Origin of the sequence: Vibrio sp. V15_P4S5T153, assembly GCF_963874485.1 — a bacterium.
In the GTDB taxonomy this organism is placed as follows: Bacteria; Pseudomonadota; Gammaproteobacteria; order Enterobacterales; family Vibrionaceae; genus Vibrio; species Vibrio anguillarum.
Genome location: NZ_CAWNHR010000002.1, coordinates 17,160 through 42,710, shown reverse-complemented (window position 1 = coordinate 42,710; position 25,551 = coordinate 17,160). Strand labels below are relative to the sequence as shown.

Genomic DNA, 25,551 nt, shown 5'->3' with positions numbered 1-25,551 from the left:
AGCTAACCCTTCCCCTTACGAATATAGCCGCCAGAAACGGCAACAACATGACCTGAAAGCTCAAGTTCTAAAAGCTGCATCATGACTTCATGGACAGGTATATGGGTCCTGCTCGCAAGAATATCAACAGGCGTAGCCTCTACTCCTACGTTAGCTAACAGTTCAGCAAATGGCAATTGCTGATCGCTCTGAGCTGAAAATAAATCCGGTTGAGGCTGCTTTTGGCGCAATGACCAGTCTACTAAGGTGCCGATTTCAGATAATACTTGTTCACTGTTTTGCACCAAGCACGCCCCACAACGAATAAGTTGATTACTACCGTGGCAATTTGGGTTAGCAATGGAGCCCGGAATAACAAACACATCTCGCCCTTGCTCAGCCGCATAGCGAGCCGTGATCAACGAGCCACTTTTCTCCGCCGCTTCCACCACTAAAACACCAACCGCTAACCCGCTGATAATACGATTTCGCCGCGGAAAGTTATCTGGCCTTGGTTTGGCTTTGGGACGAAATTCCGAGACTAATGCTCCGCTTTCCATCACCCGTTGCGCTAATTTTTTATGTCGCGCTGGGTAAATAGATTCAAGGCCCGAACCGAGCACGGCTATCGTCTCACCACCCGCTTGCAACGCACCGTCATGAGCATGTCCATCAATACCTAATGCCAAACCACTGGTGACAAGCAAGCCCTGTTGCACAAATTCTCGCGCAAACTGATGAGCAACTCGTTGGCCATCAGGGCTCGCATTACGACTGCCGACGATCGCCATTTGCGGATCAGAGAGTGCTGTTATTCGTCCTTTGACAAATAAAACCGGAGGTGCGGTAGCAATTTCTTTTAGTAAAGAAGGATAACCATCGCAAAATGGAGTAAGGATATGATGAGACTCATTAGCTTGCTGCCAACTTAGGCATTCTTCAACTTCTTGAGGGGCCGTCTCGCGCAGATAACGGATTTGCTCTTGAACTAGACCCAACGCGGCTAACTCCCGCTCGGAATAGTCAATTAAATGAGCAAGAGAAGCGACGCTAGCAAGACGAGAAAGTCTCTTGCCACCCAATTTTGGCACAAAGCTGAATGCTAGCCACGCCGCTAATTCGTTCTGCTCCATCAGCTTGCAGTATCATCCTTAACCATCGAATCCGTATCGGCTTGTTCATTTAGCTCGATTGTTAGCTCTGGTTTGAGCGGCGAAACCGCGATGACACTTTTACCAATCGGCACGCGGCTATCGGTAATCAAAGCCAAACTAAAATGTTCATAAGGTCGAATGACCATCAAACTGCCCACCAAGCTGCTTGGTAATTGCAGGGTTTCATCAAGGTTCTGTTGGTGCTGTCCTTTCTTTCCAGATACTTTAGAACCGGCTTGAATCAAATCAAACATCGTCCCTTGACGCAGTTGATCTGCAAGGCCTTTATCGATCACAACTACCTGATTCTGCGCCGAATACTCACTACCCTCCAACGATCCGAGGATATGCGTTTCAGCTTGTAGTCGCGATGGCGATGGGAAAAAAGTGGTTGAAAGCGTTAAGGTTTCGACGCCCACTTCAGGCAGGGCAATATCATTGACTCTTATCTCTTGTTGCTGTGCGGTGATGGTTAGCCCGCTAAAAGCCTCATCGGCGGAGACCAATTCACCAGAAGCAATCAAACGCAAAGCAACCATGGTTTTATTTTTCGCGGCAGCATCATGACGAGAAAACTCAGCGATTTCACGATAAATACCCCATTTGGGGTGAGTCTGTTGCCCGCTTATGTAGAGCGTATCTTGCGCCGTCAGGTATTGTTTACCGTCGCTGGCACCGAGCACACGCTGGCTTTCTTGTAATGTTTGCTTATCCAGTAAGCGATCCGTATGCAGATACGGCAACACTAATCCCTCTTGCACCGTCGGAACCGCTTTTTTCTCAAGCACACGCACTTTCGGACTCAACTTGACCATAGGTTTTAAACTCAACACCGGCTGTCCGTTACGCCAGACTAAGGTCAGCTTATCGCCGGGATAAATCAAATGCGGGTTATCGATCTCTGGGTTAATTTGCCATAAACGTGGCCACAACCACGGGTTATCAAGATAGAGCGCAGAAATATCCCACAAGGTATCTCCTTTGACGACCGTGTATGTCTGCGGGGCATTTGCTTTGACGGTGAGCGCCATATCCTCCGCCGCCAACGCATTAACGACCAATGACAACGGTAAAAAAACACACACTAAATAACGAATAAATCGTGACATGACCTCTGTTCCTTGGCCGAAATAAGTAAGGATGAATCAGATTATTAACATTTGGATGCTGTCATTTGGGTCATAAAATGTCTAGAATTGAGCCAACAAGCTTTAAGCTGTTTCGGCACAGTTCAATATTTCGAGTGTATATGTCTGTATTACAAGTATTAACATTCCCAGATGATCGTCTTCGTACCGTTGCAAAACCGGTAGAGAAAGTGACACCTGAGATCCAAAAAATCGTCGATGACATGATTGAGACTATGTACGACGAGGACGGTATCGGCCTTGCCGCAACGCAAGTCGATATTCACCAACGCATCGTTGTGATCGATATTTCAGAGAGTCGCGACCAGCCAATGGTTCTGATTAACCCTGAAATCTTAGAGAAACGCGGTGAAGATGGCATTGAAGAAGGCTGTCTGTCGGTCCCGGGCTCACGCGCCCTTGTTCCTCGCGCAGCAGAAGTCACAGTCAAAGCATTAGATCGTGATGGCAACGAATTCTCATTTGAAGCGGATGACCTTTTAGCCATTTGTGTTCAACACGAGCTTGATCACTTACAAGGCAAACTGTTTGTGGATTACCTTTCGCCATTAAAGCGTAAGCGTATTAGAGATAAGCTAGAGAAAATCAAACGCTATAACGAAAAAAACTAACTTAAGTGAGGTTACCTTGAGCCAATCATTACGCATTGTGTTTGCAGGTACTCCGGACTTCGCCGCCCGTCATTTGGCGGCGTTGTTGTCTTCGGAGCATGAGGTTATCGCGGTGTACACTAAGCCCGACAGCCCGGCAGGGCGCGGTAAAAAACTGACCGCCAGCCCAGTGAAACAGATGGCCGTTGAGCACAATATTGCTGTGTATCAACCAGAGAACTTTAAGAGCGACGAAGCCAAGCAAGCGCTCGCCAATCTCAACGCAGATTTAATGGTAGTGGTCGCCTACGGATTACTGCTACCGAAGGCCGTACTTGATATGCCAAGGCTTGGCTGTATTAACGTACACGGTTCCATTCTGCCACGATGGCGTGGTGCCGCACCGATCCAACGCTCGATCTGGGCGGGAGACAGCGAAACAGGTGTAACCATCATGCAAATGGATGTCGGCCTAGATACGGGCGATATGCTCAAAATTGCTAAGCTGCCGATTGAGGCAACAGACACCAGCGCTTCTATGTATAACAAACTGGCCGAGTTAGGCCCACAAGCGTTGGTAGAATGCATCGCCGATATCGCCAGTGGCAAAGCGATTGCCACTCAACAAGATGATACATTGGCTAACTACGCACAAAAACTTAGCAAAGAAGAAGCCAAAATCGATTGGTCAGCGGATGCCGCTTTTATTGAACGCTGCGTGCGCGCTTTCAATCCATGGCCAATGAGCCATTTTGATGTGGCTGAGAACAGCATTAAAGTATGGCAAAGTCGCGTTGAAGCACAAACCAGCGACCACCCTGCAGGCACGATTGTTCAAGCCGATAAATCGGGTATTTATGTGGCAACCGGCAACGGCTTACTGGTGCTTGAGCAGTTGCAGGTTCCGGGCAAAAAAGCGATGTCAGTGCAAGACATTCTCAATTCGCGCGCAAGCTGGTTTGAAGTCGGCACACAACTTAGCTAAACCTTAACGAGGGCAGAGATGCCCTCATTGATTTTCATTTATTTAAAGTCGGTACTTCTATGAATGTTCGCGCAGCTGCGGCTAACGTGTTGTTTCAAGTGGTTGATAAAGGCCACTCACTTTCTCACGCACTTCCTGCGGCGCAAAAAACCATCCGCCCAAGAGACCACGCTCTGTTGCAAGAGATCTGCTATGGGGCTTTGCGTTATTTGCCTCGTTTGGAATCAATTGCCAATGAGCTAATGGACAACCCACTGAAAGGGAAAAAGCGGGTTTTTCACCATCTTATTTTAGTTGGTATCTACCAATTGAGCTTTATGCGCATTCCCGCTCACGCCGCAGTAGCCGAGACGGTTGAAGGCACCAAAACATTGCGCGGTGAAAATTTAGGTGGGCTAATCAACGCCGTATTGCGCAGCTACTTGCGCGATCAAGAAGCACTGGACGCTATCGCCGTTAGCCACAACGCAGGCAAATATGGCCACCCAAGTTGGCTACTTAAACTGTTACAACAAGCGTACCCAGAACAGTGGGAAACGGTTGTGCAAGCGAACAATCAAAAAGCGCCAATGTGGTTGCGCGTCAACCGTCAGCACCACACTCGTGATGAATATCTTGCACTACTAGCTAGCGAAAATATCGAGTGCAGCGTGCACTCTCACGCCGCCGACGCAATAAAACTCGCTGCACCTTGCGATGTAACGCTTTTACCCGGTTTTGATCGTGGTTGGGTATCGGTGCAAGATGCCGCTGCGCAGCTAGCGATTGACTACCTTCAACCTAAAGCAGACGAGCTTATTTTAGATTGCTGCGCCGCCCCAGGGGGTAAAACCGCGCACATCCTGGAGCACACACACGATACTGAAGTGGTTGCGATTGACAGCGATGCAACCCGCCTTGAACGCGTCTATGACAACTTAGAACGCCTGCAACTTCGCGCTGATGTGATCTGCGGTGATGCTCGTTACCCTGAAGAGTGGTGGCATGGCGAACAGTTTGACCGAATTTTATTAGATGCACCTTGCTCTGCCACTGGGGTTATTCGCCGTCATCCAGACATCAAATGGCTACGTCGTGGTAGCGATATTGAGGCATTGGCTCAATTACAAAGCGAAATACTGGACGCAATGTGGAAGCAATTAAAAGTCGGTGGCACTATGGTTTACGCAACCTGTTCGATCACTCCACAAGAAAACAGCTTGCAGGTCAAAGCCTTCTTAGAACGAACTCATAACGCTCAATTAGTGGGTTCCGATCGTGAGCAGCCGGGGCGTCAGATACTCCCCGGAGAAGAAGATATGGACGGTTTTTACTACGCAGTATTAACCAAACAAGCGTAAATTCGACGCACATTGGCAGCATTACTGCTGCCTTTTCAGTGGCCGATATTCGGCAGGTAGAAAGAGAACAGAGTATGAAAATCATTATTCTTGGTGCAGGTCAGGTCGGTGGCACACTGGCCGAAAACTTGGTCGGCGAGAACAATGACATCACCATTGTCGACAAAAATAGTGACCGCTTGCGCGAGCTGCAAGACAAGTACGATTTGCGGGTGATTCATGGCCACGCCAGCCACCCTGATGTACTGCGTGAAGCGGGCGCACAGGACGCGGACATGCTGGTTGCGGTCACCAATACCGACGAAACCAACATGGCGGCATGCCAGGTGGCGTTCTCTTTGTTTAATACGCCCAACAGAATTGCGCGTATTCGTTCTCCTGAATATCTGCTTGAAAAAGAGACTTTGTTTCAGTCAGGCGCGATCCCGGTGGATCACCTTATCGCCCCTGAAGAGCTAGTGACGAGCTATATTGAACGGTTGATCCAATACCCCGGCGCACTGCAAGTGGTGAGTTTTGCCGAAGAGAAAGTGAGCCTAGTGGCTGTGAAAGCTTACTACGGCGGGCCATTGGTGGGTAATGCTCTTTCAGCGCTACGTGAACACATGCCGCACATTGATACCCGCGTCGCGGCCATTTTCCGCCAAGGTCGGCCGATTCGCCCGCAAGGCACCACCATTATTGAAGCTGACGATGAAGTGTTCTTCGTGGCAGCCAGTAATCATATTCGCTCGGTCATGAGTGAGCTACAGCGGCTGGAAAAAACCTATCGCCGTATCATGATTGTTGGCGGGGGTAACATTGGGGCAAGCTTAGCCAAACGTTTAGAGCACAGCTACAGCGTTAAACTGATTGAGCGTAATTACCCACGTGCAGAGCAGTTATCGGAAGAGTTAGAAAACACCATAGTATTTTGTGGTGATGCGGCGGACCAAGAGCTGCTAACCGAAGAGAACATCGACCAAGTCGATGTATTTATTGCGCTCACCAACGAAGATGAAACCAACATCATGTCCGCCATGCTCGCCAAGCGTATGGGCGCGAAAAAAGTGATGGTACTTATCCAGCGTGGCGCGTATGTCGACCTCGTACAAGGCGGCGTGATTGATGTCGCGATTTCACCCCAACAAGCCACCATTTCCGCACTGCTGACTCACGTACGTCGTGCCGATATCGTTAACGTCTCTTCGCTACGCCGTGGCGCGGCAGAAGCGATTGAGGCAATTGCACATGGCGACCAAAACACCTCTAAAGTGGTGGGACGCGCAGTGGGTGATATTAAACTGCCACCGGGCACAACCATTGGCGCGATTGTGCGTGGTGAAGAAGTGTTAATCGCCCATGACCGCACTATTATCGAGCAAGATGATCACGTGGTGATGTTCTTAGTGGATAAAAAGTACGTGCCCGATGTGGAAGCCTTGTTCCAACCTAGCCCATTTTTCCTATAGGTCATTGGCGTCATGCTGAATTTACGCCCCATTTCATTCGTTATAGGACTCGTGCTGTCTAAGCTCGCCCTATTTATGTATGTGCCAACACTGGTCGCTTTTTTTACCGGTACGGGTGGCTTCCTTGATTTTGCTCAAGCGGTCATCATCACTCATATTGTCGCCTTTATCTGCTTAAGCTTGGGGCGTACCGCGCACTTTAAGCTCAGCGTGCGCGATATGTTTCTCATCACCAGCTTAGTTTGGACGGTTGCTAGCGCTTTCGCGGCGCTCCCTTTCGTCTTTATCAACCACATCAGCTTTACCGACGCCTACTTTGAAACCATGTCAGGGCTAACCACCACAGGTTCAACTGTACTCAGTGGCCTTGATAATATGCCGCCCAGCATCTTGTTGTGGCGTTCTATTCTGCAATGGCTTGGTGGGGTTGGGTTTATCGTAATGGCGGTAGCGGTATTACCAATGCTCAATGTGGGTGGGATGAAACTGTTCCAAACCGAATCGTCTGATTGGTCCGATAAAAGTAGCCCACGCGCCAAAACTGTCGCGAAAAATATTGTGCTGGTCTATTTGGTACTGACCTTACTGTGCTTGATTGGCTACATCCTCACTGGCATGACGCTTTTTGAAGCGATCAACCACTCATTCACCACCTTGTCGACTGGTGGATATTCCACCTCCGACGGTTCGATGAACCACTTCTCAAACGGTGCACACTGGGTAGCAACGCTGTTTATGTTTTTGGGGGGCTTGCCCTTTCTACTGTTTGTTGCTGCGGCACGAAAACAAAATATCAAAGTGATCATAAAAGACGCACAAGTTCGCGGATTTGCTTATCTTTTCCTAATTGCCAGTCTCATCATTGCGTTGTGGCTGAATCTCAAACTAGGCTACTACTGGTTGGACGCCCTGCGAGTGGCGATGTTTAATATCGTTTCAGTGGTCACGACTACTGGTTTTGGTTTGGAAGATTTCACCGCCTGGGGCGCACTGCCAAGCACGCTGTTCATCTTCTTAATGGCAGCAGGAGCTTGTTCCGGCTCAACCTCTGGTGGGATTAAAGTGTTCCGCTTCCAAATTGCGATGACGCTGCTCAATAAACAAATTATGAAGTTGGTCCATCCATCAGGCATCTTCGTACAGCGCTATAATCATCGTCCAGTTAATGATGATATTGTCCGCTCAGTCGTCGCTTTTGGTTTAACCTTTTTCATCACTGTCATTGCTATCGCAGGCGCGCTCAGTGCAATGGGCCTTGACCCTGTCACCAGCATTTCAGGTTCCATCACAGCAGTGGCCAACGTTGGTCCCGGAATGGGCTCGGTGATTGGCCCGACGGGCAACTTCGCACCACTGCCTGACGCAGCAAAGTGGGTTCTGAGCTTAGGGATGTTGATGGGCCGTTTAGAAATTTTGACGATTATCGTTCTGTTTTTCCCTGCATTTTGGCGACGTTAAGATGAAGACAATACCTGTGATAATGATGCTGTTAAGCATGACAGCAAGCGCCGTATCTTGCGCGCAATTTCTGACCTTAGAAGATGGCCGCCAAGTGAAACTCAATGATGATTTCACATGGCAATATGTTGAACCGCTATCAATGTCGCCGGAAACCGTCATTCACGCGGCCCCTATTGCTCAAAAAGCCCGAGCAACCACCTTTGAGATGGGGAGTGAAAAACCGATTTTACAACTGTCAGATTCTGGAGTGGAAGTGGTACTCGGCGCGGCTTACTACCAAGGAGATACACTCGTTATCCCAACAGCCATTACCAATCAAAGCTCGCAATCTGTCATTGCGGTAGTGCTCAGCATCACTCTTTATGACGAGCAAGGTCAACCACTGCTCACTCAGCAGTTACCCATTTGGCAATCCATTAAACGGATGGCTGATAGCTATTTACGCCCACAAACTCAAGCGCAAGGAAAGCCGATTACCCTTCAGGTTGATCGCCAGCAAGGCTATCAAATTTCGGCCAACATTGAGCGGGTCGAAATGCGTTAAGCACTTACTGGGTGAACAAAAAGGTAAACCGCAAAGAAGTGACAAGCACTGCCACCTAGCACGAATAAATGCCAAATCGCATGGTTATAGGGAATGCGTTTCGCTACATAAAAAATCACCCCGAGCGAATAGACCAAACCACCAACAGCAAGTAGCACCAAACCACCGACCTCGATATTGAGCGCCAGTTGGTAGATCACAACCAAGGATAACCACCCCATCGCCAAATAAGTCACTAGTGAGAACTTTTTAAAACGGTAGACAAAGGCAATTTTCATGATGATACCGAGCAGCGCCAGCAGCCAGATCACCACCATAAGACCTATCGCCAAAGGAGTGCGAAGGCTAACCAACAAAAAGGGGGTGTAACTTCCGGCAATCAGTAGATAAATGGCACAGTGGTCGAACGTTTTTAGCCAGCGTTTGGCTTTCGGTGTCGCAACGGAGTGATACAGCGTTGAAGCAAGGAATAACGCTATCATGCTGCCTCCATAGAGACTCATACTGATATAAGTCAATGCATCGGCCTGCGCACTTGTTGCCTTGATCAGCAGCAAGACTAAACCAACAAAACTAAGCAATAGCCCCAAACCATGACTCAGTGCATTCGCCCGTTCTTCACCAGCACCATAGCCGTCATTGTCAACAGCAGACATAAACACCATACCAAAAGCAACAAAATGTGGGCTTAGTATTGCACACCTCAGCTTACAGTTGTAAGCCTAAATACAAATTTCGTAACGAACGGGTATCAAGGAGAGCGATAAATCGCGAGTTTTTTGTAAACGACATAGGTACCTCCTATTTAACAAAACGCGATGTAATGCCGATCAGATGACAAACTCAACCAAGCATCTCACACAATTTTAAGCTTTATTTGCAAGAATATTCATCTCAACAATCGTTCAACTATCGATCAATTCAAAACTTGGTGCTAATCTAACTACGATATGAAAGCATATCGTTATTCCTGAATCATTATTTGGATTGGCGAGAGCCAGAAGAGCCACCCTTCAATTATGAAGCTCAACTCATGGTGATTCAGGCCATTAGATTGGCAATGGATGTGCCTGACCGTTAGGTTAATGAATGCGCCCAACAGCTGTCAGGTTTTCGCACACAAACCGTAGTGCAATGCGTCGTCGTAGTGGTTTTGCTGCTGCTCCGACTACAAAAAAAGTCGCTCCAGCAATGACTTTAGTTGAAAAAAATGCCCTTACTGCATCGAGCACAACTAATGTTGTTCAGGCAGCATAATTAAAAAGCGCAGCTAAACCCTGCGCTTTTTCTTTGCGCTCAATTGGACTTCAATCCGCAATTTGATACCTTTACTCAAAATACTTATAAAAATTGGGGAAAAGAAAATGCAATGTCATCGAATTGAAGAGCTAATTGAACTACTTGCGCCTGAATGGCAAAAAGATCAGCAGCTCAACTTAATGCAATTCATCACCAAACTGGCTCAAGAAGCGGGTTATAAAGGACCTTTAGAAGCACTCACGGATGATGTATTGATCTACCATCTAAAAATGCGCAACAGCGCCAAAGACGAAATGATTCCTGGCCTGAAGAAAGATCAGGAAGATGATTTTAAATCAGCCATTTTACGCGCGCGTGGCATCATAAAATGATGTAACCCCTGTGATAGTGATCAAGATAGCGGCCTTATTAGGTCGCTTTTTTATTATTAGCGATAAGCCTCACGAGTTGAGGCTTTATTGTTAAAGGTTGATAGTGTTAAAGAAATAAAATTGTTATTGGCGTTATACTTGCCGCTTAATAAATAAAGATTGAACAATGATAATTTCTCATCTTGGTATTGTACCCAAAGAGAAAACAGCAATGTCGCAGAGTGTGAACTAAAAGAAATCACACCTTACAGCCCAACAAGGATCATTTCATGAGTCAGGACAAAATCGATATAAAGGATGTGACTCCTAAAATATTCAACCCCAAAACTCACAAAGGCAACGGTGACCGTTTTAACCCTAGCAACCGTATTTATGTGCGCGAAAGTAAAGGTACTTATCAACAACTCCGCCGCTATGGTGGCTGGTTTTTACTGCTGCTTTTTACTTTAGTACCGTGGATCTCTTATGGTGATCGCCAAGCGATTTTGCTCGACATCGGCCACCAGCAATTTAACTTTTTCGGCACCACACTTTACCCACAAGACCTAACTCTACTGGCCCTGTTGTTTATGATTGCGGCATTCGGCCTGTTTTTTATTACCACTTTTCTTGGCCGTGTCTGGTGTGGCTATCTGTGCCCGCAAACTGTGTGGACATTTATCTACATTTGGTTTGAAGAAAAACTCGAAGGCGCCGCCAATAAACGCCGCAAGCAAGACTCAGGAAAACTCACAGCTAATCTTGCTATAAGAAAAGCCATCAAACACATTGCTTGGCTGGCGATTGCACTCGGTACTGGTTTTACTTTTGTCGGCTATTTCGTCCCGGTACGCGAACTCGTGGTGAACTTTTTCACACTCGATGAAAGTTTCTGGCCCGTCTTCTGGGTACTCTTTTTCACCCTTTGTACTTACGGAAATGCAGGCTGGATGCGTTCGATCGTCTGCATCCATATGTGTCCTTATGCTCGCTTTCAGTCTGCGATGTTTGACAAAGATACCTTTATTGTTGGCTATGACAGCAAACGCGGTGAAACTCGCGGGCCACGCGCTCGTAAAGCCGATCACAAAGCACTCGGTTTAGGTGACTGCATTGATTGTGATTTGTGCGTACAAGTGTGTCCGACTGGCATCGATATTCGTGATGGCTTGCAGTACGAATGCATTAACTGCGGCGCTTGTATTGATGCGTGCGATACCACGATGGAACGTATGGGCTATGAAAAAGGGCTCATTAGCTATACCACAGAACATCGCCTCTCCGGCCACCACACCAAAATACTCAGGCCTAAATTGCTCGGTTATGGCACGGTACTGCTGGTGATGTTTGGCTTATTCATCGCTCAAGTAGCCAGTGTTGATCCGGCCGGCTTAAGTGTATTGCGTGATAGAAACCAGCTATTTAAAACCAACAGCAATGGTGAAATTGAGAACACTTACACCTTAAAAGTCATCAACAAAACTCAGCAAACGCAAGAGTATAAGCTTGACGTGAAAGGGCTATCGGACGTCTCTTGGTATGGTAAACAAACTATCCAAGTCAAACCAGGAGAGGTATTGAACCTACCAACCAGCCTTGGCGTCGCTCCTGACAAACTCAGCTCTCCTATAGCGACGATTCAGTTTATACTCACGGACAGTAACCAATTCACGATAGAAGTTGAGAGCCGGTTTATTAATAAACTCTAACTTCGTAACGAATGGAAAAGGGCTCAGTAATGGGCCCTTTTTAATCATGACCAAAGCTTCTTTCCATTTTGATGCACTCACCCCTGATACCATGTGGTATGCCTTAGAAAGCATCGGCATTCGTGCTGAATCAGGATTTCTAGCACTCAACAGTTACGAAAACCGCGTTTATCAATTCATCGATGAAGAACGCCAACGCTATGTGGTGAAATTCTATCGACCTCAGCGCTGGAGTGTTGAGCAAATTCAAGAGGAGCACGATTTCACACGCGAGCTGTACGCGGCGGAAATTCCGATTGCTGAGCCATTGCTCATCAACGGTGCAACCTTACATCACTATCAGGGCTATCATTTCGCGCTGTTTAACAGTGTGGGTGGGCGGCAGTTTGAAGTGGACAATATGGACCAATTAGAAGGCGTGGGCCGGTTTCTTGGACGCATTCATCACATCAGTGCCACTCGTACTTTTGTTCATCGCCCGACCATCAGCTTAGATGAGTATCTTTATCAACCCAAACAGCTATTGGAAAATGCGTCCTTCATACCTCAGCACTTGCAAAATACCTTTTTCAGTGACTTATCGTTATTGATCAACAAAATTGAACAGCAATGGCCAGCAAAATCCGCGGCCATCCGCTTGCATGGTGATTGCCATCCAGGCAATATTTTGTGGCGAGATGGGCCCATGTTTGTCGATTTAGACGATGCTCGCAATGGACCAGCAGTACAGGATTTGTGGATGCTACTCAATGGCGAATTGCAAGATAAGCGAATGCAGTTGGACATTATCTTGGAGTCGTATCAAGAGTTTCACGATTTTAATCCAGCCGAATTGAAACTAATTGAACCGTTACGCGGTCTACGAATGGTGCATTACATGGCATGGTTGGCCAAACGATGGCAGGACCCTGCTTTTCCACTCGCCTTCCCTTGGTTTAATGACCCTAAATATTGGGAAAGCCAAGTGCTTGCGTTTAAAGAACAAATAGCAGCATTAGACGAGCCTACGCTCTCACTAATGCCACAATGGTAAGTCACCTTGAAGCAATAAATGGAGTACACAATGAAGAAGCTTTTTGCACTGGTTGCAACCTTACTGCTGAGCTTATCGGCTCATGCGGCCCAATTTAAAGAAGGTGAGCATTATAAAGTGCTTGATCTTGAACCCTCTAAAAATCCAACCGTGACGGAGTTTTTCTCCTTTTACTGCCCACACTGCAATACCTTTGAGCCGATCATCGCCCAACTGAAAAAGCAGCTCCCACAAGGGGTGACTCTGCAGAAAAACCATGTTTCTTTTATGGGTGGCTCTATGGGTAAATCAATGAGTAAAGCTTACGCCACCATGCTTGCCCTCAAAGTTGAAGACAAAATGGTGCCCGTGATGTTTAACCGCATCCACACGATGCGTAAACCACCAAGAGATGATGCGGATCTACGTCAAATCTTCCTAGACGAAGGTATTGATGCAGCAAAATTTGATGCCGCCTTTAATGGTTTTGCCGTCGATTCAATGGTGCGCCGCTTTGACAAACAGTTCCAAGAAAGCGGCCTTTCAGGTGTGCCTGCTGTCGTGGTTAACAATCATTATTTGGTGCAGGGACAAGGTGTTAAATCGACCAATGAATACTTCGAACTGGTCAATTACCTACTGACCAAGTAATCATTCAAAAATGAGGAGCAACGGCTCCTCATTTTTACTTAATCAAGTTCAACCTTGCAGCGCTTTCTCATACAACCAATATTGAAACACAAGCCATCGCAGCACAAAACTGTGTATGCCTAAGACAAGGCTCACCCTTCATTCATAAAACGGTCAGATTAGTTTTATCGTGTCGTCATCCAAGTTTATTCATATACTTAACCACTATTGAATCAAAGTATGGAAACTCCTAATGAATAAATACCTGTCCATGACGCTTGTTAGCGCTCTGGCTTTTCATGTATCTGCCGAACTGGCTCCAGAAACAGGTTTAAGTGGTGAGATTGCCATTAATACTATTTTTGCATCTTCCCAATCATCATTTGATACGGGTGGAGATGAGCGTATTACATCACTCGAAACAAAGATTAGCCGGCAGTCAAACTTTGCCGTTGGGCCTTTGGGTAACCTTGCTTACACCTTCGGGGACAAACGTCAACAACAGGTTTATCTAGGCACCTCACGTGATGATATTGCCGTCGGCACTTTAGCGCTTCAGCTGGGGTATCAATATGAGATGGAGACAGGTACCGTGGTTGATGTGGCTTTTTTGCCGACCGTGATGTCTGGAAAAACCTGGGCTAACCCTTACCAACTAAACAGTCAGCGCCAAGAAACCGATGAGTCAGGAAATGCCTACCGATTAACATTCAATAGTATTCAAGGCAGCCCATGGACTATCGATGTCGCTTACGCGACCAAAGAGATCGACAACGATCAGTTTCCAAGCCCTGAACTGGCTCGTGATGGTAAAAGTTACTACCTAAAAGGGCAGTACCGTTACTCTCTGAGCCCAACCAGTTTGTTACAGCCCTCCATCACTTATATCAACCACCAAGCGGATGGCGACGCCAATACTTATCACTCTTACGCCGCCGATCTCTCCTACTTCACCTTCATCAATCGCCACAAACTGGCACTGACCGCTGGTTATACCAAGCGCGACTATCAAGGTGGAAACTCACTGTTTAATCACACTGTGCGTAATGACGATGAGCTGAGCCTATTCTTCGCGTACGAATACAGCCAATTTATGGATTGGGATGATTGGTCATTAATCGCTTTAGCCGGTTATAACCAATCGAGCTCAAACCTCTCGTTTTACGACGAATCGTCTCTCTTTACAGCGCTAGGGTTAAATTACCAATTTTAAGTTCATTACACCGCTTGTGCGGTCAGTTGTTTCAACAAGCGGTCCATCGCTCGATAGCCGAGCGCTTCCGCTAGATGGGGCTTAGCAATCTGCTCGGCCCCTTCTAAATCAGCAATCGTACGCGCCACTTTGATAATGCGATGATACGCGCGGATGGAGAGCCCTAGGCGGTGCAGTGCATTTTCCAAAAATTCGGCGTCAGCCTTAGTTAAAGGGCAATACTGTTCAATTTCTCGGCTCCCCAACAAAGCATTGACCTTGCCATTACGAATCACCATCCGTTCACGAGCAATCAACACTCTTTCTTTAACCACAGCCGTTGCTTCACCTCTTTCGCCGCCATTCGCCAACATCCCTTTGGGAAGCGAGGGGATTTCTATCGACATGTCAAAACGATCAAGCAGTGGCCCCGATAAGCGTCCCAAATAGCGCAAAATACTCTGCGGGTTGGCTCTGGCTTGCGTGCCTTCGTAATAACCGGTTGGGCTGGGGTTCAACGCCCCCACTAATTGAAAGCGAGCTGGGAAACGCGTTTTGCCTTGCGCTCTTGAAATAATAATTTCACCCGACTCTAAAGGTTCACGCAGTGAGTCGAGCACTTTTCGTTCAAATTCCGGCATTTTCCTAATATCGAGTTTGAGTAATAAATANCCTTTGGGAAGCGAGGGGATTTCTATCGACATGTCAAAACGATCAAGCAGTGGCCCCGATAAGCGTCCCAAATAGCGCAAAATACTCTGCGGGTTGGCTCTGGCTTGCGTGCCTTCGTAATAACCGGTTGGGCTGGGGTTCAACGCCCCCACTAATTGAAAGCGAGCTGGGAAACGCGTTTTGCCTTGCGCTCTTGAAATAATAATTTCACCCGACTCTAAAGGTTCACGCAGTGAGTCGAGCACTTTTCGTTCAAATTCCGGCATTTTCCTAATATCGAGTTTGAGTAATAAATATTGTCAATTTGAGGTTTGAAATGTTGTGAGTGTTGTCAGAGTTAGTGGAGCGCATCGCTTCAGATGCTAACGGAACGTTAGTGTCATTAATTTTTGTATTTAGTCGAGCAAGTAGCTATGTTATCCATTCAATCTAACGTCTTCATCTAGCCCCTCCTCATGAATAAATATTCACTTAATCGTTAGGTGCAACAACTAATTCAGTCACAGAATTCAGATAAAGAGCGAAACTGCCAGCTAAAACAGTTATGCCCCTTTCTGTGTCTCGATTTATTGGTAATTCATTTCACTTAACCATCATTCACCATACACTTTCTAATTATGCGTGTAATTAAGTAGGGGAAGCTTACATTAAGGAACCTAGCTTTTCGCACAGTTCAAGGCAGTGCTGCTAGCGACTAATAAAACAAGTTATGTATAATGTCACCTATGATATGTATTGTAGTTACAATAAAATAACCAGTAGAGACCATGGCAACGCAAGCATTAATTAATCCCCAGATTGTAACTTGGGCACGGCAACGAGCCGGCTTAAGTGAGGAGGCTTTTGCTCAAAAATTAGGGATTAAAAAGGTTGATCGGGTAGTTGAATGGGAGGCTGGAACGTCTAAGCCAACATTCGTTCAAGCCCAGAAAATTGCAAGCGCTACTAATATTCCTTTTGGCTACCTATTCTTAGTTAATCCACCTAAAGAAGAACTACCTATTCCCGATCTTAGAACTATAGGTAATAAGCATCGTGATGAAGTATCTGTTGAGATGAGAGATATCATTAAACAGGTAATGTATAAGCAAGAGTGGTATAAAGAGTATTTGCGACAAATTGGCGAAGATGAATTGCCGTTTGTTGGTCGCTTTTCTACAAAAAATACTGTTTATGAAGTTGCACAAAACATAAGGGGGGAATTAGAAGTTCCTCTACCTCAAAAAGGCTCTTGGGAAGACTATCAGCGTCAACTTATCAGCGCAGCTGAAAACTCTCGCATTCTTGTTATGAGAAGCGGCATCGTAGGAAATAACACCAGAAGAAAACTCGAAGTCAACGAGTTTCGAGGCTTTGCCATCTCCGACAAACTAGCGCCTGTAATATTCATTAATAGCTCTGATGCGCCAGCAGCAAGGCTTTTTACACTTGTTCATGAGTTAGCTCATCTTTGGATAGGCAGTAGTGGTGTTTCTGATCTTGGCAACGAACATGCCGAAGAAGAAAAGTTCTGCAATGCTGTAGCCGGCGAATTCCTTGTCCCTGAAAAAGAATTCCAGGAAATGTGGAATCCCCTAGTTAGCCTACTAAACAATGCAGTAGAAATTAGTTCTAGATTTCACGTTAGTAAACTCGTCGTGGCTAAACGAGCTCTCGACTGTGGTGCTATAGACTCTGATACTTATTGGGAGTTTTACCAACGTGAAATGAAAGCATTCAAACGCAAAAAAAGCAGCGGAGGAGACTTTAACATTACCGCAGGTGCCCGTAACAGTGCTTTATTCTCTAGTGCAGTTGTTGCAGAAGCAATGAGTGGTCGGATGCTGCTTCGCGATGCTGGGAGCTTATTGGGAATCCAACCAAGTAAAATTAAAACGTACGCGAGCAAACTTGCCTTATGAATTACCTGTTAGATGCAAATACATTTATTGAAGCGAAAAACCGATACTATTCGATGACAATTTGCCCGGGTTACTGGCAGTGGTTATTGCAATCAAACAAGCAATACGGCGTTGCAAGTATCGAATTCATAAAGAAAGAACTGACCAACGGTAATGATGAACTCGCAACATGGGCTAAAGAACATTCACATTTGTTTGAAGCTAATGATGACGAAGCAACCCAACTTGCCTTTGTAGATGTCGTGAATTATGTAATGTCTCTAACTGAAATGAAAGACGGAACACATGAAGAATTTCTGAGAGGGGCAGACCCTTGGCTAATTGCTAAAGCTATAACAACTGGAGCAGTTATCGTTACCCACGAAAAACTCGACAAAAAAATCAAGAAAAAAATCTTAATCCCAAATATTTGTGACCACTTCAAAGTGTCTTATATCAACACTTTTGAGCTACTAAACAATTTAGAAGCTCAATTTGTAATGCATGCACCGACCGCCTAGGCTTTAGAATCCCTCTTACTTTCAAGAAGTGATGAAACGAACCCACGTTTCAATCCCGTTTAAAAGTAGCAATTTCGCTAAAATAGTTTTGTCCATCTCTGATTCAGCCCAACCGTTCGGCCAAACCATGATAGTTTGCGTAAGCTGCCAGATAACACATGAATTAACACGCTCCCTAAGATAACGTTATATCCCCTCGGCGAACGAGCATGCAGAAACGCGAGTAGTCATGGCTATAAACGAATACCCTATGAGGGACGCTAGATCCGCTCATAAATGAGTCGAATGCTGAAAGAGTGGCTTTCGGTAACGATGATGGATCAACAACTTTCCAGGGAACGTCTGCCAGTTCGAATTCTTCTAATGTCGGCAATAAGTTTAAGTGTAAGTGTGGGGCAGTCATGCATTTTATCCCTGCTTATAGTGTAAGATTAATCAGTAGTGCTTAAATTTATTTGGTTTAGGTTCTAGATGATTTCAATTCAATGGATTCTCGCCACTGCCGTGATTCCTTAACACTACGCTCAAGGTGATCGTCACTTTTAAGATGCAAACCGTTTCGTCGGTTACGAGCGGCACGGTACAAGATAGCTCTGCGTTGTTTCTCGGTCATAAAACCTCCCATCCACCAATTTGCCAGTATGATTCTATTTTTGCTATTCCTATGTTTATGAAAGTCAGTTTTGAACTTCCTAACATAACAAAGTTCACAAAGGTAATTTGTTCAACTCTCCGTATTTATCATTGATAAGATAAGCCACTTCTCTATTGCGCGCATCCTTAGATAGTAGCAACTCAGCAATAGTTAGTAATGCCAACGCAGGTTGACCAATTTTTAAAGACTTGCCCCAAAATGGCTTTATTACTTTAAGAGGTGGTAACTCTTTATGTCCGATAGAGTACTTGACCGGTTGATGTCGGCTAAACAATAGTAGCTCGTGAGGGTGGTTATATTTTGTAAGCTGAGTCGCGGCCACTTCTCCACCCCAAACATCTCCTGGCTGCAATAAGATATCTTTCCAATTGTCAACAGGAGGATAAGTCGTCACCTGATGATAGCGAGCTAAAATGTGACCATAGCTTTTCAACCATTCATAACGCAGCTCTGGCTCATTTAAAAATCTTCTTTGGCGTTTATTCTTTACTATATGGTTGTTTTCAATAAGGTACTTCATTGCCTTTGTAACCATACCAACCGAAATGTCAGCTTTAGATGCAATATTCGCATAGGTCTCATTGATAAGGTCTTTTTCAGCGAAAAGAGCAAATAAGCACTTCATGATACCGATAGTCATAAACTGGTGAGATTTATTTTGTTTTATCGGAGGTCTATTGCCAATGAGTATGCATATGTCACCAGTCATTACTCTTACGTTTCCGGAGTCATCGGCATAGTTGATGTTTGAGTCATGGCATAACTGCCTAAGATAATCGCTGAGGTGATTACAGAAAAGTATGTCGTTTGCTTTTGGTCGTCGTTTCAAATAGCTTTCAATACTTTCTTTACGATGTATATGAGCATGGAAAATATTAAACGTTATCGGCTGACCATTAACTGTCATTTTTAGCTGCGGCCTACCACCCATTTTTCCATCCGTATAGACAGCGTTGAATTCTGACGGTAAGCCAATAAGATTGGGTTCGTTATGAAGTTGTATCATCGTAAATACACGCCTTATGCATTTTTCATGATTCATGAAAAAAATAAAACCATAGAGTTTTTTAGCTTAAAAACTTAAGATTTTCGAGAAAAATGAAAAAAACAGTAAATTTAACCAGGAAAATCTCATTAAAATCAATAAGTAGTATTAAAAACATACATTCACTACGCATTTCTTGAAAGTATGAATACAACAATAGGAGGAATGATATTTTTATTATAATAATCAATACATTAGTTCTATTTTGGGGTCATTTTTTGTCACGCTAAATCCACTTTATTTGAGAACCATCAATATTTACATTTATGATTTAAAATCAATTCCTTATGAAAATTATGAGTACTTGGGAAAAGGGTTAATTCATACTTTCAGTACGTACTTTCAAACTTTCAGTACGCCTATTTTTACGATGTTGAGCAATAAACTACCGCAGAAAAAGAAGGCTAAAATGCTTAATGCCAGTCAGTTAAGCTGACTGGCTTTCTTTTTGTTGGGGTATTTCTTTGCCTTTGGTTTTATTGCTCTCGGATATATCCGCTCTTCTCGTTTAATGGGCAAGACATGGTGTATCGCCTCCTCTTGCAAGTGTGTAATGCGCTTAGGGATTGTTCCCGCTGACTCCAACCAGAACCCCAAAATTACGTGAATGATAGAGTGAGCACACGTTGTGAAGCTCAGTTGGTTGGGGTAGATGCCAGGCACTGCTTTAGCCATGTTAACCATCTGATATCTAATAATGTTATAGCTAAGCAATAAACCCCATAGTTCTTGTTTTACCATCTCTGGCTTCTTACTTCTCAGTGTGAACTCGTTGTTCAGAAGTGAAGACTTCATTTCCCGATATCCCACTTCGATTTCCCATCTATGACTGTAAAGCTCTGCTATTTCCACTGGCGGATAACGACGATGATCAGTCATCGAGGTCAAGATACTCACTTCTTTCCCTTTGATAGTTTTCTTTATCAGGCGGACTTCGATGGCTTCAGGTAGTGACGGAGACTTCTTTCTCGCTTGAGGCGTTGTCTTGAGTTCGACAATCCGATCATTGCGACCCAGCTTTCTGACTTCAGTAAATTGAGTATTCTTGCGCATTGGCATTAGCCAATGCCTTTCAGTCCCTGTATTTGCCCAGCGATGAAGAAGACTAAGAGAGTAAAAACCTCTGTCGAACATGGTGAGGCTGTAGTCTGGTGTTGTTTCAATCAACTGTTCCGCCAATATCATCTCATTGGTTTTGTAACTCGCGAAAGCACTGGCGACCAGCATGTGACTGGTCAACTCCATCTGGCAAACCATACGCACCTGAGGAAAGCTACCTTCACCATTCTGATTTGACGCAGATTGAAATGCATCGCGGTTTTCCTTGGTGTCTGGCGTTCGCCATACCACGCCATCGACAGCGAGGAGTTTTAATCCACACCAAGTCGGATGGTCAGCGGTTTCATTCCATAAGCTCTGGCTTTGATGGAATACTTCTTTCATGGCATCAGCCCCGAGCCGTTGTCTTGCTTGAACGATAGCACTCGGGGCAACCAGACTTCGTTTCCCGGGCAACATTAATTGTGCTTTGGAGACAATTGACCACAAAGGCTCTTGTCGGTAAAGCGACATAGCAACGACCGCCCAAACGGCCATGTCGAGAGGGATACGACGTTTACGAATAGTCGCCACACCGGAAGCTTCTAAGCATTGGTTGATGAAATCATGGCAAAGAATGTCACTGAGTTTTCCAAGCTGTTCAGTATTGGGGGCATAACGATTGGCGAGTGTTAGGGCTGTAGTTAATTGCAAAATAAAAGGCTCAAAGTTTTAGAAACTTAGAGCCTTTATAAGCCATCTGCAGGATCGTTCAACTGATCATTTATCTCTTAACTGATCGGCATTAGGCTAAAATGCTTCATAATCCAAAGAGCTCAGACAGAGACTTTAATGGTTGCCCATGTACTCAATACTATCTATCATTACACCAGACCAAGCATACGCCCCTTGGTCTTTAAATATGAGGCATACTTTGTATGTGGGTCCGCGCAGCACTTGGTCACAGTCAGTTCGTAAGGAACAAAGGTGACATTGAGATGGCAGCGGCATCTCTAACTTACCATCGAAAAATTCTCAATAGAGCCGTTCAGGGCCCCATCTTCTAATTTATCCATTTCTCTGTATCTAAACGATCTTACCGGTTGTTGATAATCTCTCTAATTCATTTCGTCCCCAAAATTTAATGCTCTTTTTCGCAAACGCACTTTTGCCCCATTCCTTCTTTACGGCAAAGAGCACTATTGTCAACTGTACTATGCGTAGCCCTAATAAAACTTATCTCTGATGAACGGTGGAACCGTGTCAGGGCGCTGGCGGATCCCCTCATAATTCACCTAAGCCACAAGTGTGTGTGAGACGTTGATAATCCACCATAGCCCAATGATATTGGGCCCCTTTTATTTGGTATCTTCGATGACAACGTACCTCTTTACCCAATCTAGGGATGGATAGTACTCGGCGATGTTTGATAGTGTTGGCTTGGAAGTCATAATGCCATTGAGCTTGCATGGCGATTAAGCCATTCCACCACATGATGATTTCTGCCATTAGCGCCATGAGCAGTAGGATATCGATACGATTCGTACAGCGAGTTAGATTGTGGCGCAGTGCCAATCCGTAAGCGGGGCTTTTTAGATCTCGAAACGACTCTTCAATCTGCATTCTTTTGGCGTATAAGCGAGTGATTTTAACGCCATTTAATACCTGATTGGGGATGTTTGTTACTAGAAGCCAAGGCTCTTTTGCACCTCTGTGGAATACTTTTCCTGCTGAATGCTTTTGGCAGGTTCTGCTGTGTCGATGGGGGTTTCTGCCTTTAGGTTGGCTCTTGTATAAATAGGCAAAGCATGTGAGCGGCGAACGCCGTGATAATTGGCTTTCCCCTAAAAACTGCGGTTTGTCAGTTGCCTGAGGATAGAAGGTCTTGTTCCATAGCCAAGGGGCATCACCACATTTGATCGAGACTTCGCCACGTACGCGTCCCAACCAGAACCAACCTTTGTTGGCGACTTGCCGAAACCATGTATTTCTAAATCCAGCATCCGAGACAATGATGGGAGTGCAGCCTTCGGGCAGGAGCGTTTGAAGCTTATCGAGAAAGTATTGATGACTCTTTGGAGAGTTGTTGTTTTTGTATTCAAACGCCTGCTCATAAAGCGTGATGGCTCGACCTTTAACGGCAACTGAAGCGCGCAATGTCATATAACGTAGCTGCTCGCGAACATCTGACCAATCAACGAGCACCACAGGAAAAGGGTTGGCACGGGTAATAAAGGACGCATGCCACTTATAAATGGTGTCTTTTTCACGGTGTAGGTTGCGATTACCGAGCAATCGGTCGATGCGTTTAATCGCATGCTTACGGTGGTATCGGTGTCGAGTGCGCGCCCAATTTTGGTCAATGTGAGATCAGAGCCGTCGAGTACAGTTTTGGTTGCAAGTATCAGAGATCTCAGTCGTTTTTTGTGAATGTCAGGGCATTGATTCTCGAGAGTTTGCTGTAGAATTTGAATGTCGCGCATCGTTAGGGCTCCCTATTAAATCCATTTAATCAGGTGTGTTTTTGGCGAAATTCATTAGATCAGAATGAGCGATGCGCGTCTACTCATTGTTTTATATAGAAATTATGAGGGGATTCGTAAGGTCAGGGCGAAATGTTGCTTTTAAGAAATTTATCAGTTGTTCTTTGTTGTGTCTGGGTTCATAAATTGAAGCAATAGCCAAAAGACTGCATCATTGAGAGCTGAACGTTACAATTGTGATATTCAGTGCTAAATCGGTTATAAATAATATGAGGAAATTGAGTTGGTAGAAGCAAAAACTATCGGGTTGTTCTTTATTACAGCAGTAGCAGAGATATTGGGGTGTTATCTACCTTATCTCTGGTTGAAAGACGGGAAATCTGTCTGGCTTTTACTACCAGCAGCTCTATCCCTAGCACTATTTGCTTGGTTGCTTTCTCTTCACCCAACAGCGGCTGGTAGGGTTTATGCTGCCTACGGTGGGGTTTATATTTTCGTAGCAATACTATGGCTGTGGATAGTTGATGGTATTCGACCAACTTTATGGGACATAGTCGGTGTGACGGTAGCGCTGATCGGCATGGTTATCATCATGTTCGCGCCAAGGTACACCTAATAATGAACTATTGAAACATTTCAAATTGAGGGGTATGAGCAAGCTCCACCTTAGGTCTGTCCCTATTTTGGTCTCAACATTAAGACAGCCATTTGACATCGACTTACTTTTCCCAAACTAACTTATCTCTCAGAAGAACATGTTTAATTGAAAAATTGATACATACGGAAGATAAAACATATGATATTTCATATGTTTTATTGCGTTGAATAGTTCCTATGTTTGATCCAATCCTTCTTTACAAAGCATTTGCTGAAGAAACTCGGCTTAAGTCTCTGCTGTTAATGCAGAAACAAGAAGAATTGTGTGTGTGATCTCATGGAGGCGCTTAATCTCAGTCAACCCAAAGTCTCTCGGCATCTTGCCGAACTGCGAAAGCACGAGCTTGTTATGGATGAGCGACGTGGTAAGTGGGTTTACTACCGAATCAATCCCAGGCTAGCTCCTTGGGTTAAGCAAGTGCTGGAGATAACCCTCAAGCATAATTTGGCACTTATCGAGCCAGAGTTGCAGTTCATCAAAGGCAAAACATGCTCGAATGGTATAAGTGAATAATGCTCTATTCAGTTGGTTTATCAATTTCATATTAAAGAGGTCTGTATGAGTAATATCTCAAGCTGTGGCGAAACCAGCGCATCTGAAAAAATGAGTTTCCTAGATCGATATCTAACCGTATGGATTTTTCTTGCAATGGCCGTTGGTGTCGGGGTTGGAGTGTGCTTCCCTCTGTCGGCTCAGTGGAACGAAAGCCTATCTGTAGGTTCAACCAATATCCCGCTTGCTATTGGCCTAATCCTAATGATGTACCCTCCATTAGCGAAAGTAAATTATAGCCTTCTAGGCGAAGTAACTCGTGACAAACGCGCGATAATGCTTTCTTTAGTGATGAACTGGCTCGTGGGACCGATTTTGATGTTCACATTAGCCATCATTTTCTTACGCGATCAACCTAGTTATATGGTAGGACTCATTCTGATCGGCCTTGCTCGATGCATCGCTATGGTGTTGGTTTGGAATGATATCAGCGGCGGAAACAAAGAGTACGGTGCAACTTTGGTTGCATTAAATAGCGCGTTTCAAATTGTCACGTATAGTTTTATGGCGTGGCTGTTTATTACTGTTTTACCCCCTTACTTTGGCCTTGAAAGTTTCGTTGTTGACATCACTATCTGGGATATTGCACAAAGCGTCTTAATTTATTTAGGCATCCCTTTCTTAGCGGGTTTCTTAAGCCGTAAACTATTAGTTTCAGCAAAAGGTGAACAGTGGTACAACGAAGTCTTCATCCCGCGTATTTCGCCAATCACCCTGATTGCGCTTTTGGCAACCATCGTTTTGATGTTTAGTCTGAAAGGTGAAATGATCATCGAGTTACCGATGGATGTGTTCCGTATTGCAGTGCCACTGATCATCTATTTTATGGTGATGTTTTTTGTGAGCTTCTACATCGGGAAACGTATGGGGATCCCTTACGACCAAAATGCTTCTATCGCCTTTACTTCAACGGGCAATAACTTCGAACTGGCTATCGCCGTATCAATCGCTGTATTTGGATTAAACTCTGATCAAGCATTTGCAGGCGTTATTGGACCTTTGGTTGAAGTGCCCGTTTTAATTGCTTTGGTCAACGTCGCATTACGAATGAAGAAGAAGTACTATCCTCCCCATCATGGTATTAAAGCGCACAATCAATAACCATTCACAAACGTCATGATCTTGCCATTAAGCAGTCAATGAGTTCATCCCGATAAGAATGCAACAATGTAATTAGAATTAACCTAGGTAACTAACACCACTGCAATCCAGTAGGGAGGCTTGGTTGATGAGTAAGTAACA

At 45.1% G+C, this 25,551-nt stretch carries 23 protein-coding genes and 4 pseudogenes; 17 read left to right on the top strand and 10 right to left on the bottom strand.

Features of this window, described 5'->3' with window-relative positions:
• Nucleotides 1–2: 2 nt before the first annotated feature.
• Complete coding sequence (dprA, locus tag AACT42_RS00505) at nucleotides 3–1,112, bottom strand: DNA-processing protein DprA (protein ID WP_088720693.1); 1,110 nt, start codon at nucleotides 1,110–1,112, stop codon at nucleotides 3–5.
• The gene (locus tag AACT42_RS00500; RefSeq protein ID WP_088720692.1) at nucleotides 1,112–2,242 is read right to left on the bottom strand and encodes a LysM peptidoglycan-binding domain-containing protein; all 1,131 of its coding nucleotides are present in this window, start codon (nucleotides 2,240–2,242) and stop codon (nucleotides 1,112–1,114) included. The genes dprA and AACT42_RS00500 overlap by 1 nt, the downstream gene beginning before the upstream one ends.
• A 140-nt stretch (nucleotides 2,243–2,382) precedes the next feature.
• Between AACT42_RS00500 and def the strand changes: the two genes are divergently transcribed.
• From def to AACT42_RS00470, 6 genes are all read left to right on the top strand, one after another.
• Nucleotides 2,383–2,892, top strand: a complete 510-nt coding sequence (def, locus tag AACT42_RS00495; protein WP_038148727.1) for a peptide deformylase — start codon at nucleotides 2,383–2,385, stop codon at nucleotides 2,890–2,892.
• Nucleotides 2,893–2,908: 16 nt separating this feature from the next.
• Nucleotides 2,909–3,856, top strand: a complete 948-nt coding sequence (gene fmt / locus AACT42_RS00490; protein WP_047688085.1) for a methionyl-tRNA formyltransferase — start codon at nucleotides 2,909–2,911, stop codon at nucleotides 3,854–3,856.
• Between the two features lie 59 nt (nucleotides 3,857–3,915).
• Entirely contained in the window at nucleotides 3,916–5,196 is a 1,281-nt protein-coding gene (gene rsmB, locus AACT42_RS00485; protein WP_019283078.1) for a 16S rRNA (cytosine(967)-C(5))-methyltransferase RsmB, read from the top strand.
• Between the two features lie 74 nt (nucleotides 5,197–5,270).
• Nucleotides 5,271–6,647, top strand: coding sequence for a Trk system potassium transporter TrkA (trkA, locus tag AACT42_RS00480; RefSeq protein ID WP_064624051.1), 1,377 nt, complete (start codon nucleotides 5,271–5,273; stop codon nucleotides 6,645–6,647).
• A 12-nt stretch (nucleotides 6,648–6,659) separates the two neighbouring features.
• The gene (locus tag AACT42_RS00475) at nucleotides 6,660–8,105 is read left to right on the top strand and encodes a TrkH family potassium uptake protein (RefSeq protein WP_017043680.1); all 1,446 of its coding nucleotides are present in this window, start codon (nucleotides 6,660–6,662) and stop codon (nucleotides 8,103–8,105) included.
• Between the two features lies 1 nt (nucleotide 8,106).
• Nucleotides 8,107–8,652: a DUF3157 family protein gene (locus tag AACT42_RS00470; protein WP_094131697.1), complete on the top strand. Its 546-nt coding sequence runs from the start codon at nucleotides 8,107–8,109 to the stop codon at nucleotides 8,650–8,652.
• On the opposite strand, the gene trhA is transcribed toward AACT42_RS00470, so the two are convergent.
• Entirely contained in the window at nucleotides 8,649–9,308 is a 660-nt protein-coding gene (gene trhA / locus AACT42_RS00465) for a PAQR family membrane homeostasis protein TrhA (RefSeq protein WP_088720688.1), read from the bottom strand. The two genes, AACT42_RS00470 and trhA, sit on opposite strands and share 4 nt — an antisense overlap.
• A gap of 433 nt (nucleotides 9,309–9,741) precedes the next feature.
• Between trhA and AACT42_RS00460 the strand changes: the two genes are divergently transcribed.
• The 6 genes from AACT42_RS00460 to AACT42_RS00435 all read left to right on the top strand — a co-directional run bounded on the left by AACT42_RS00460 (nucleotide 9,742) and on the right by AACT42_RS00435 (nucleotide 14,826).
• The gene (locus AACT42_RS00460; RefSeq protein WP_017043677.1) at nucleotides 9,742–9,909 is read left to right on the top strand and encodes a hypothetical protein; all 168 of its coding nucleotides are present in this window, start codon (nucleotides 9,742–9,744) and stop codon (nucleotides 9,907–9,909) included.
• A 107-nt stretch (nucleotides 9,910–10,016) separates the two neighbouring features.
• Nucleotides 10,017–10,283 (top strand): YihD family protein, encoded by a 267-nt coding sequence (locus AACT42_RS00455; protein ID WP_094131696.1) that lies wholly within the window; start codon nucleotides 10,017–10,019, stop codon nucleotides 10,281–10,283.
• A gap of 269 nt (nucleotides 10,284–10,552) precedes the next feature.
• A complete protein-coding gene (ccoG, locus tag AACT42_RS00450; protein WP_094131695.1) occupies nucleotides 10,553–11,971 on the top strand; it encodes a cytochrome c oxidase accessory protein CcoG in 1,419 nt (472 codons plus the stop codon).
• A gap of 46 nt (nucleotides 11,972–12,017) precedes the next feature.
• Nucleotides 12,018–13,004, top strand: coding sequence for a serine/threonine protein kinase (locus AACT42_RS00445; RefSeq protein ID WP_026028515.1), 987 nt, complete (start codon nucleotides 12,018–12,020; stop codon nucleotides 13,002–13,004).
• 30 nt (nucleotides 13,005–13,034) lie between these two features.
• Complete coding sequence (locus AACT42_RS00440; protein ID WP_026028316.1) at nucleotides 13,035–13,634, top strand: thiol:disulfide interchange protein DsbA/DsbL; 600 nt, start codon at nucleotides 13,035–13,037, stop codon at nucleotides 13,632–13,634.
• Nucleotides 13,635–13,866: 232 nt separating this feature from the next.
• On the top strand, nucleotides 13,867–14,826 hold the full coding sequence (locus AACT42_RS00435; RefSeq protein ID WP_094131694.1) for a DUF2860 domain-containing protein: 960 nt from the start codon (nucleotides 13,867–13,869) through the stop codon (nucleotides 14,824–14,826).
• Nucleotides 14,827–14,831: 5 nt separating this feature from the next.
• Here the strand turns inward: AACT42_RS00435 and AACT42_RS00430 are convergent.
• Nucleotides 14,832–15,470 (bottom strand): annotated as a pseudogene (locus AACT42_RS00430) (ATP-binding protein); the annotation flags it as partial.
• A pseudogene (locus AACT42_RS00425) lies at nucleotides 15,471–15,767 on the bottom strand (ATP-binding protein); the annotation flags it as partial.
• 477 nt (nucleotides 15,768–16,244) lie between these two features.
• On the opposite strand from AACT42_RS00425, the gene AACT42_RS00420 reads away from it, so the two are divergent.
• Together AACT42_RS00420 and AACT42_RS00415 are read left to right on the top strand one after the other, a co-directional pair.
• The gene (locus AACT42_RS00420; RefSeq protein ID WP_094132145.1) at nucleotides 16,245–17,378 is read left to right on the top strand and encodes an XRE family transcriptional regulator; all 1,134 of its coding nucleotides are present in this window, start codon (nucleotides 16,245–16,247) and stop codon (nucleotides 17,376–17,378) included.
• The gene (locus AACT42_RS00415; protein WP_071919536.1) at nucleotides 17,375–17,878 is read left to right on the top strand and encodes a DUF4411 family protein; all 504 of its coding nucleotides are present in this window, start codon (nucleotides 17,375–17,377) and stop codon (nucleotides 17,876–17,878) included. Before AACT42_RS00420 ends, AACT42_RS00415 begins: the two co-directional genes overlap by 4 nt.
• Nucleotides 17,879–18,053: 175 nt before the next feature.
• On the opposite strand, the gene AACT42_RS00410 is transcribed toward AACT42_RS00415, so the two are convergent.
• The 5 genes and pseudogenes from AACT42_RS00410 to AACT42_RS00390 all read right to left on the bottom strand — a co-directional run bounded on the left by AACT42_RS00410 (nucleotide 18,054) and on the right by AACT42_RS00390 (nucleotide 23,099).
• Nucleotides 18,054–18,281 (bottom strand): hypothetical protein, encoded by a 228-nt coding sequence (locus AACT42_RS00410; protein ID WP_094132146.1) that lies wholly within the window; start codon nucleotides 18,279–18,281, stop codon nucleotides 18,054–18,056.
• A 57-nt stretch (nucleotides 18,282–18,338) separates the two neighbouring features.
• The gene (locus tag AACT42_RS00405) at nucleotides 18,339–18,491 is read right to left on the bottom strand and encodes a hypothetical protein (protein WP_157726750.1); all 153 of its coding nucleotides are present in this window, start codon (nucleotides 18,489–18,491) and stop codon (nucleotides 18,339–18,341) included.
• 94 nt (nucleotides 18,492–18,585) lie between these two features.
• The gene (locus AACT42_RS00400) at nucleotides 18,586–19,539 is read right to left on the bottom strand and encodes a type IV toxin-antitoxin system AbiEi family antitoxin (protein ID WP_094167909.1); all 954 of its coding nucleotides are present in this window, start codon (nucleotides 19,537–19,539) and stop codon (nucleotides 18,586–18,588) included.
• 462 nt (nucleotides 19,540–20,001) lie between these two features.
• On the bottom strand, nucleotides 20,002–21,330 hold the full coding sequence (locus AACT42_RS00395; protein ID WP_094132147.1) for an IS4 family transposase: 1,329 nt from the start codon (nucleotides 21,328–21,330) through the stop codon (nucleotides 20,002–20,004).
• Nucleotides 21,331–21,900: 570 nt separating this feature from the next.
• Nucleotides 21,901–23,099, bottom strand: a pseudogene (locus AACT42_RS00390) (IS4 family transposase).
• Nucleotides 23,100–23,382: 283 nt separating this feature from the next.
• Here AACT42_RS00390 and AACT42_RS00385 point away from each other — a divergent pair.
• The 3 genes and pseudogenes from AACT42_RS00385 (at nucleotide 23,383) to arsB (ending at nucleotide 25,410) form a co-directional block, all read left to right on the top strand.
• Nucleotides 23,383–23,715 (top strand): YnfA family protein, encoded by a 333-nt coding sequence (locus AACT42_RS00385; RefSeq protein ID WP_094132656.1) that lies wholly within the window; start codon nucleotides 23,383–23,385, stop codon nucleotides 23,713–23,715.
• 218 nt (nucleotides 23,716–23,933) lie between these two features.
• Nucleotides 23,934–24,270, top strand: a pseudogene (locus AACT42_RS00380) (metalloregulator ArsR/SmtB family transcription factor).
• Between the two features lie 45 nt (nucleotides 24,271–24,315).
• Nucleotides 24,316–25,410: an ACR3 family arsenite efflux transporter gene (gene arsB / locus AACT42_RS00375; RefSeq protein ID WP_094132658.1), complete on the top strand. Its 1,095-nt coding sequence runs from the start codon at nucleotides 24,316–24,318 to the stop codon at nucleotides 25,408–25,410.
• The last annotated feature ends 141 nt before the right edge of the window (nucleotides 25,411–25,551 follow it).

Coding starts and splice junctions, on each gene's coding strand:
- AACT42_RS00460 (WP_017043677.1), top strand. CDS start 9,742: ATGCGCCCAACAGCTGTCAGGTTTTCGCACACAAACCGTAGTGCAATG.
- AACT42_RS00470 (WP_094131697.1), top strand. CDS start 8,107: ATGAAGACAATACCTGTGATAATGATGCTGTTAAGCATGACAGCAAGC.
- AACT42_RS00435 (WP_094131694.1), top strand. CDS start 13,867: ATGAATAAATACCTGTCCATGACGCTTGTTAGCGCTCTGGCTTTTCAT.
- ccoG (WP_094131695.1), top strand. CDS start 10,553: ATGAGTCAGGACAAAATCGATATAAAGGATGTGACTCCTAAAATATTC.
- dprA (WP_088720693.1), bottom strand. CDS start 1,112: ATGGAGCAGAACGAATTAGCGGCGTGGCTAGCATTCAGCTTTGTGCCA.
- AACT42_RS00415 (WP_071919536.1), top strand. CDS start 17,375: ATGAATTACCTGTTAGATGCAAATACATTTATTGAAGCGAAAAACCGA.
- AACT42_RS00500 (WP_088720692.1), bottom strand. CDS start 2,242: ATGTCACGATTTATTCGTTATTTAGTGTGTGTTTTTTTACCGTTGTCA.
- trkA (WP_064624051.1), top strand. CDS start 5,271: ATGAAAATCATTATTCTTGGTGCAGGTCAGGTCGGTGGCACACTGGCC.
- AACT42_RS00445 (WP_026028515.1), top strand. CDS start 12,018: ATGACCAAAGCTTCTTTCCATTTTGATGCACTCACCCCTGATACCATG.
- AACT42_RS00440 (WP_026028316.1), top strand. CDS start 13,035: ATGAAGAAGCTTTTTGCACTGGTTGCAACCTTACTGCTGAGCTTATCG.
- AACT42_RS00455 (WP_094131696.1), top strand. CDS start 10,017: ATGCAATGTCATCGAATTGAAGAGCTAATTGAACTACTTGCGCCTGAA.
- AACT42_RS00475 (WP_017043680.1), top strand. CDS start 6,660: ATGCTGAATTTACGCCCCATTTCATTCGTTATAGGACTCGTGCTGTCT.
- def (WP_038148727.1), top strand. CDS start 2,383: ATGTCTGTATTACAAGTATTAACATTCCCAGATGATCGTCTTCGTACC.
- trhA (WP_088720688.1), bottom strand. CDS start 9,308: ATGTCTGCTGTTGACAATGACGGCTATGGTGCTGGTGAAGAACGGGCG.
- AACT42_RS00405 (WP_157726750.1), bottom strand. CDS start 18,491: ATGACCGAGAAACAACGCAGAGCTATCTTGTACCGTGCCGCTCGTAAC.
- arsB (WP_094132658.1), top strand. CDS start 24,316: ATGAGTAATATCTCAAGCTGTGGCGAAACCAGCGCATCTGAAAAAATG.
- rsmB (WP_019283078.1), top strand. CDS start 3,916: ATGAATGTTCGCGCAGCTGCGGCTAACGTGTTGTTTCAAGTGGTTGAT.
- AACT42_RS00420 (WP_094132145.1), top strand. CDS start 16,245: ATGGCAACGCAAGCATTAATTAATCCCCAGATTGTAACTTGGGCACGG.
- AACT42_RS00410 (WP_094132146.1), bottom strand. CDS start 18,281: ATGACTGCCCCACACTTACACTTAAACTTATTGCCGACATTAGAAGAA.
- AACT42_RS00400 (WP_094167909.1), bottom strand. CDS start 19,539: ATGATACAACTTCATAACGAACCCAATCTTATTGGCTTACCGTCAGAA.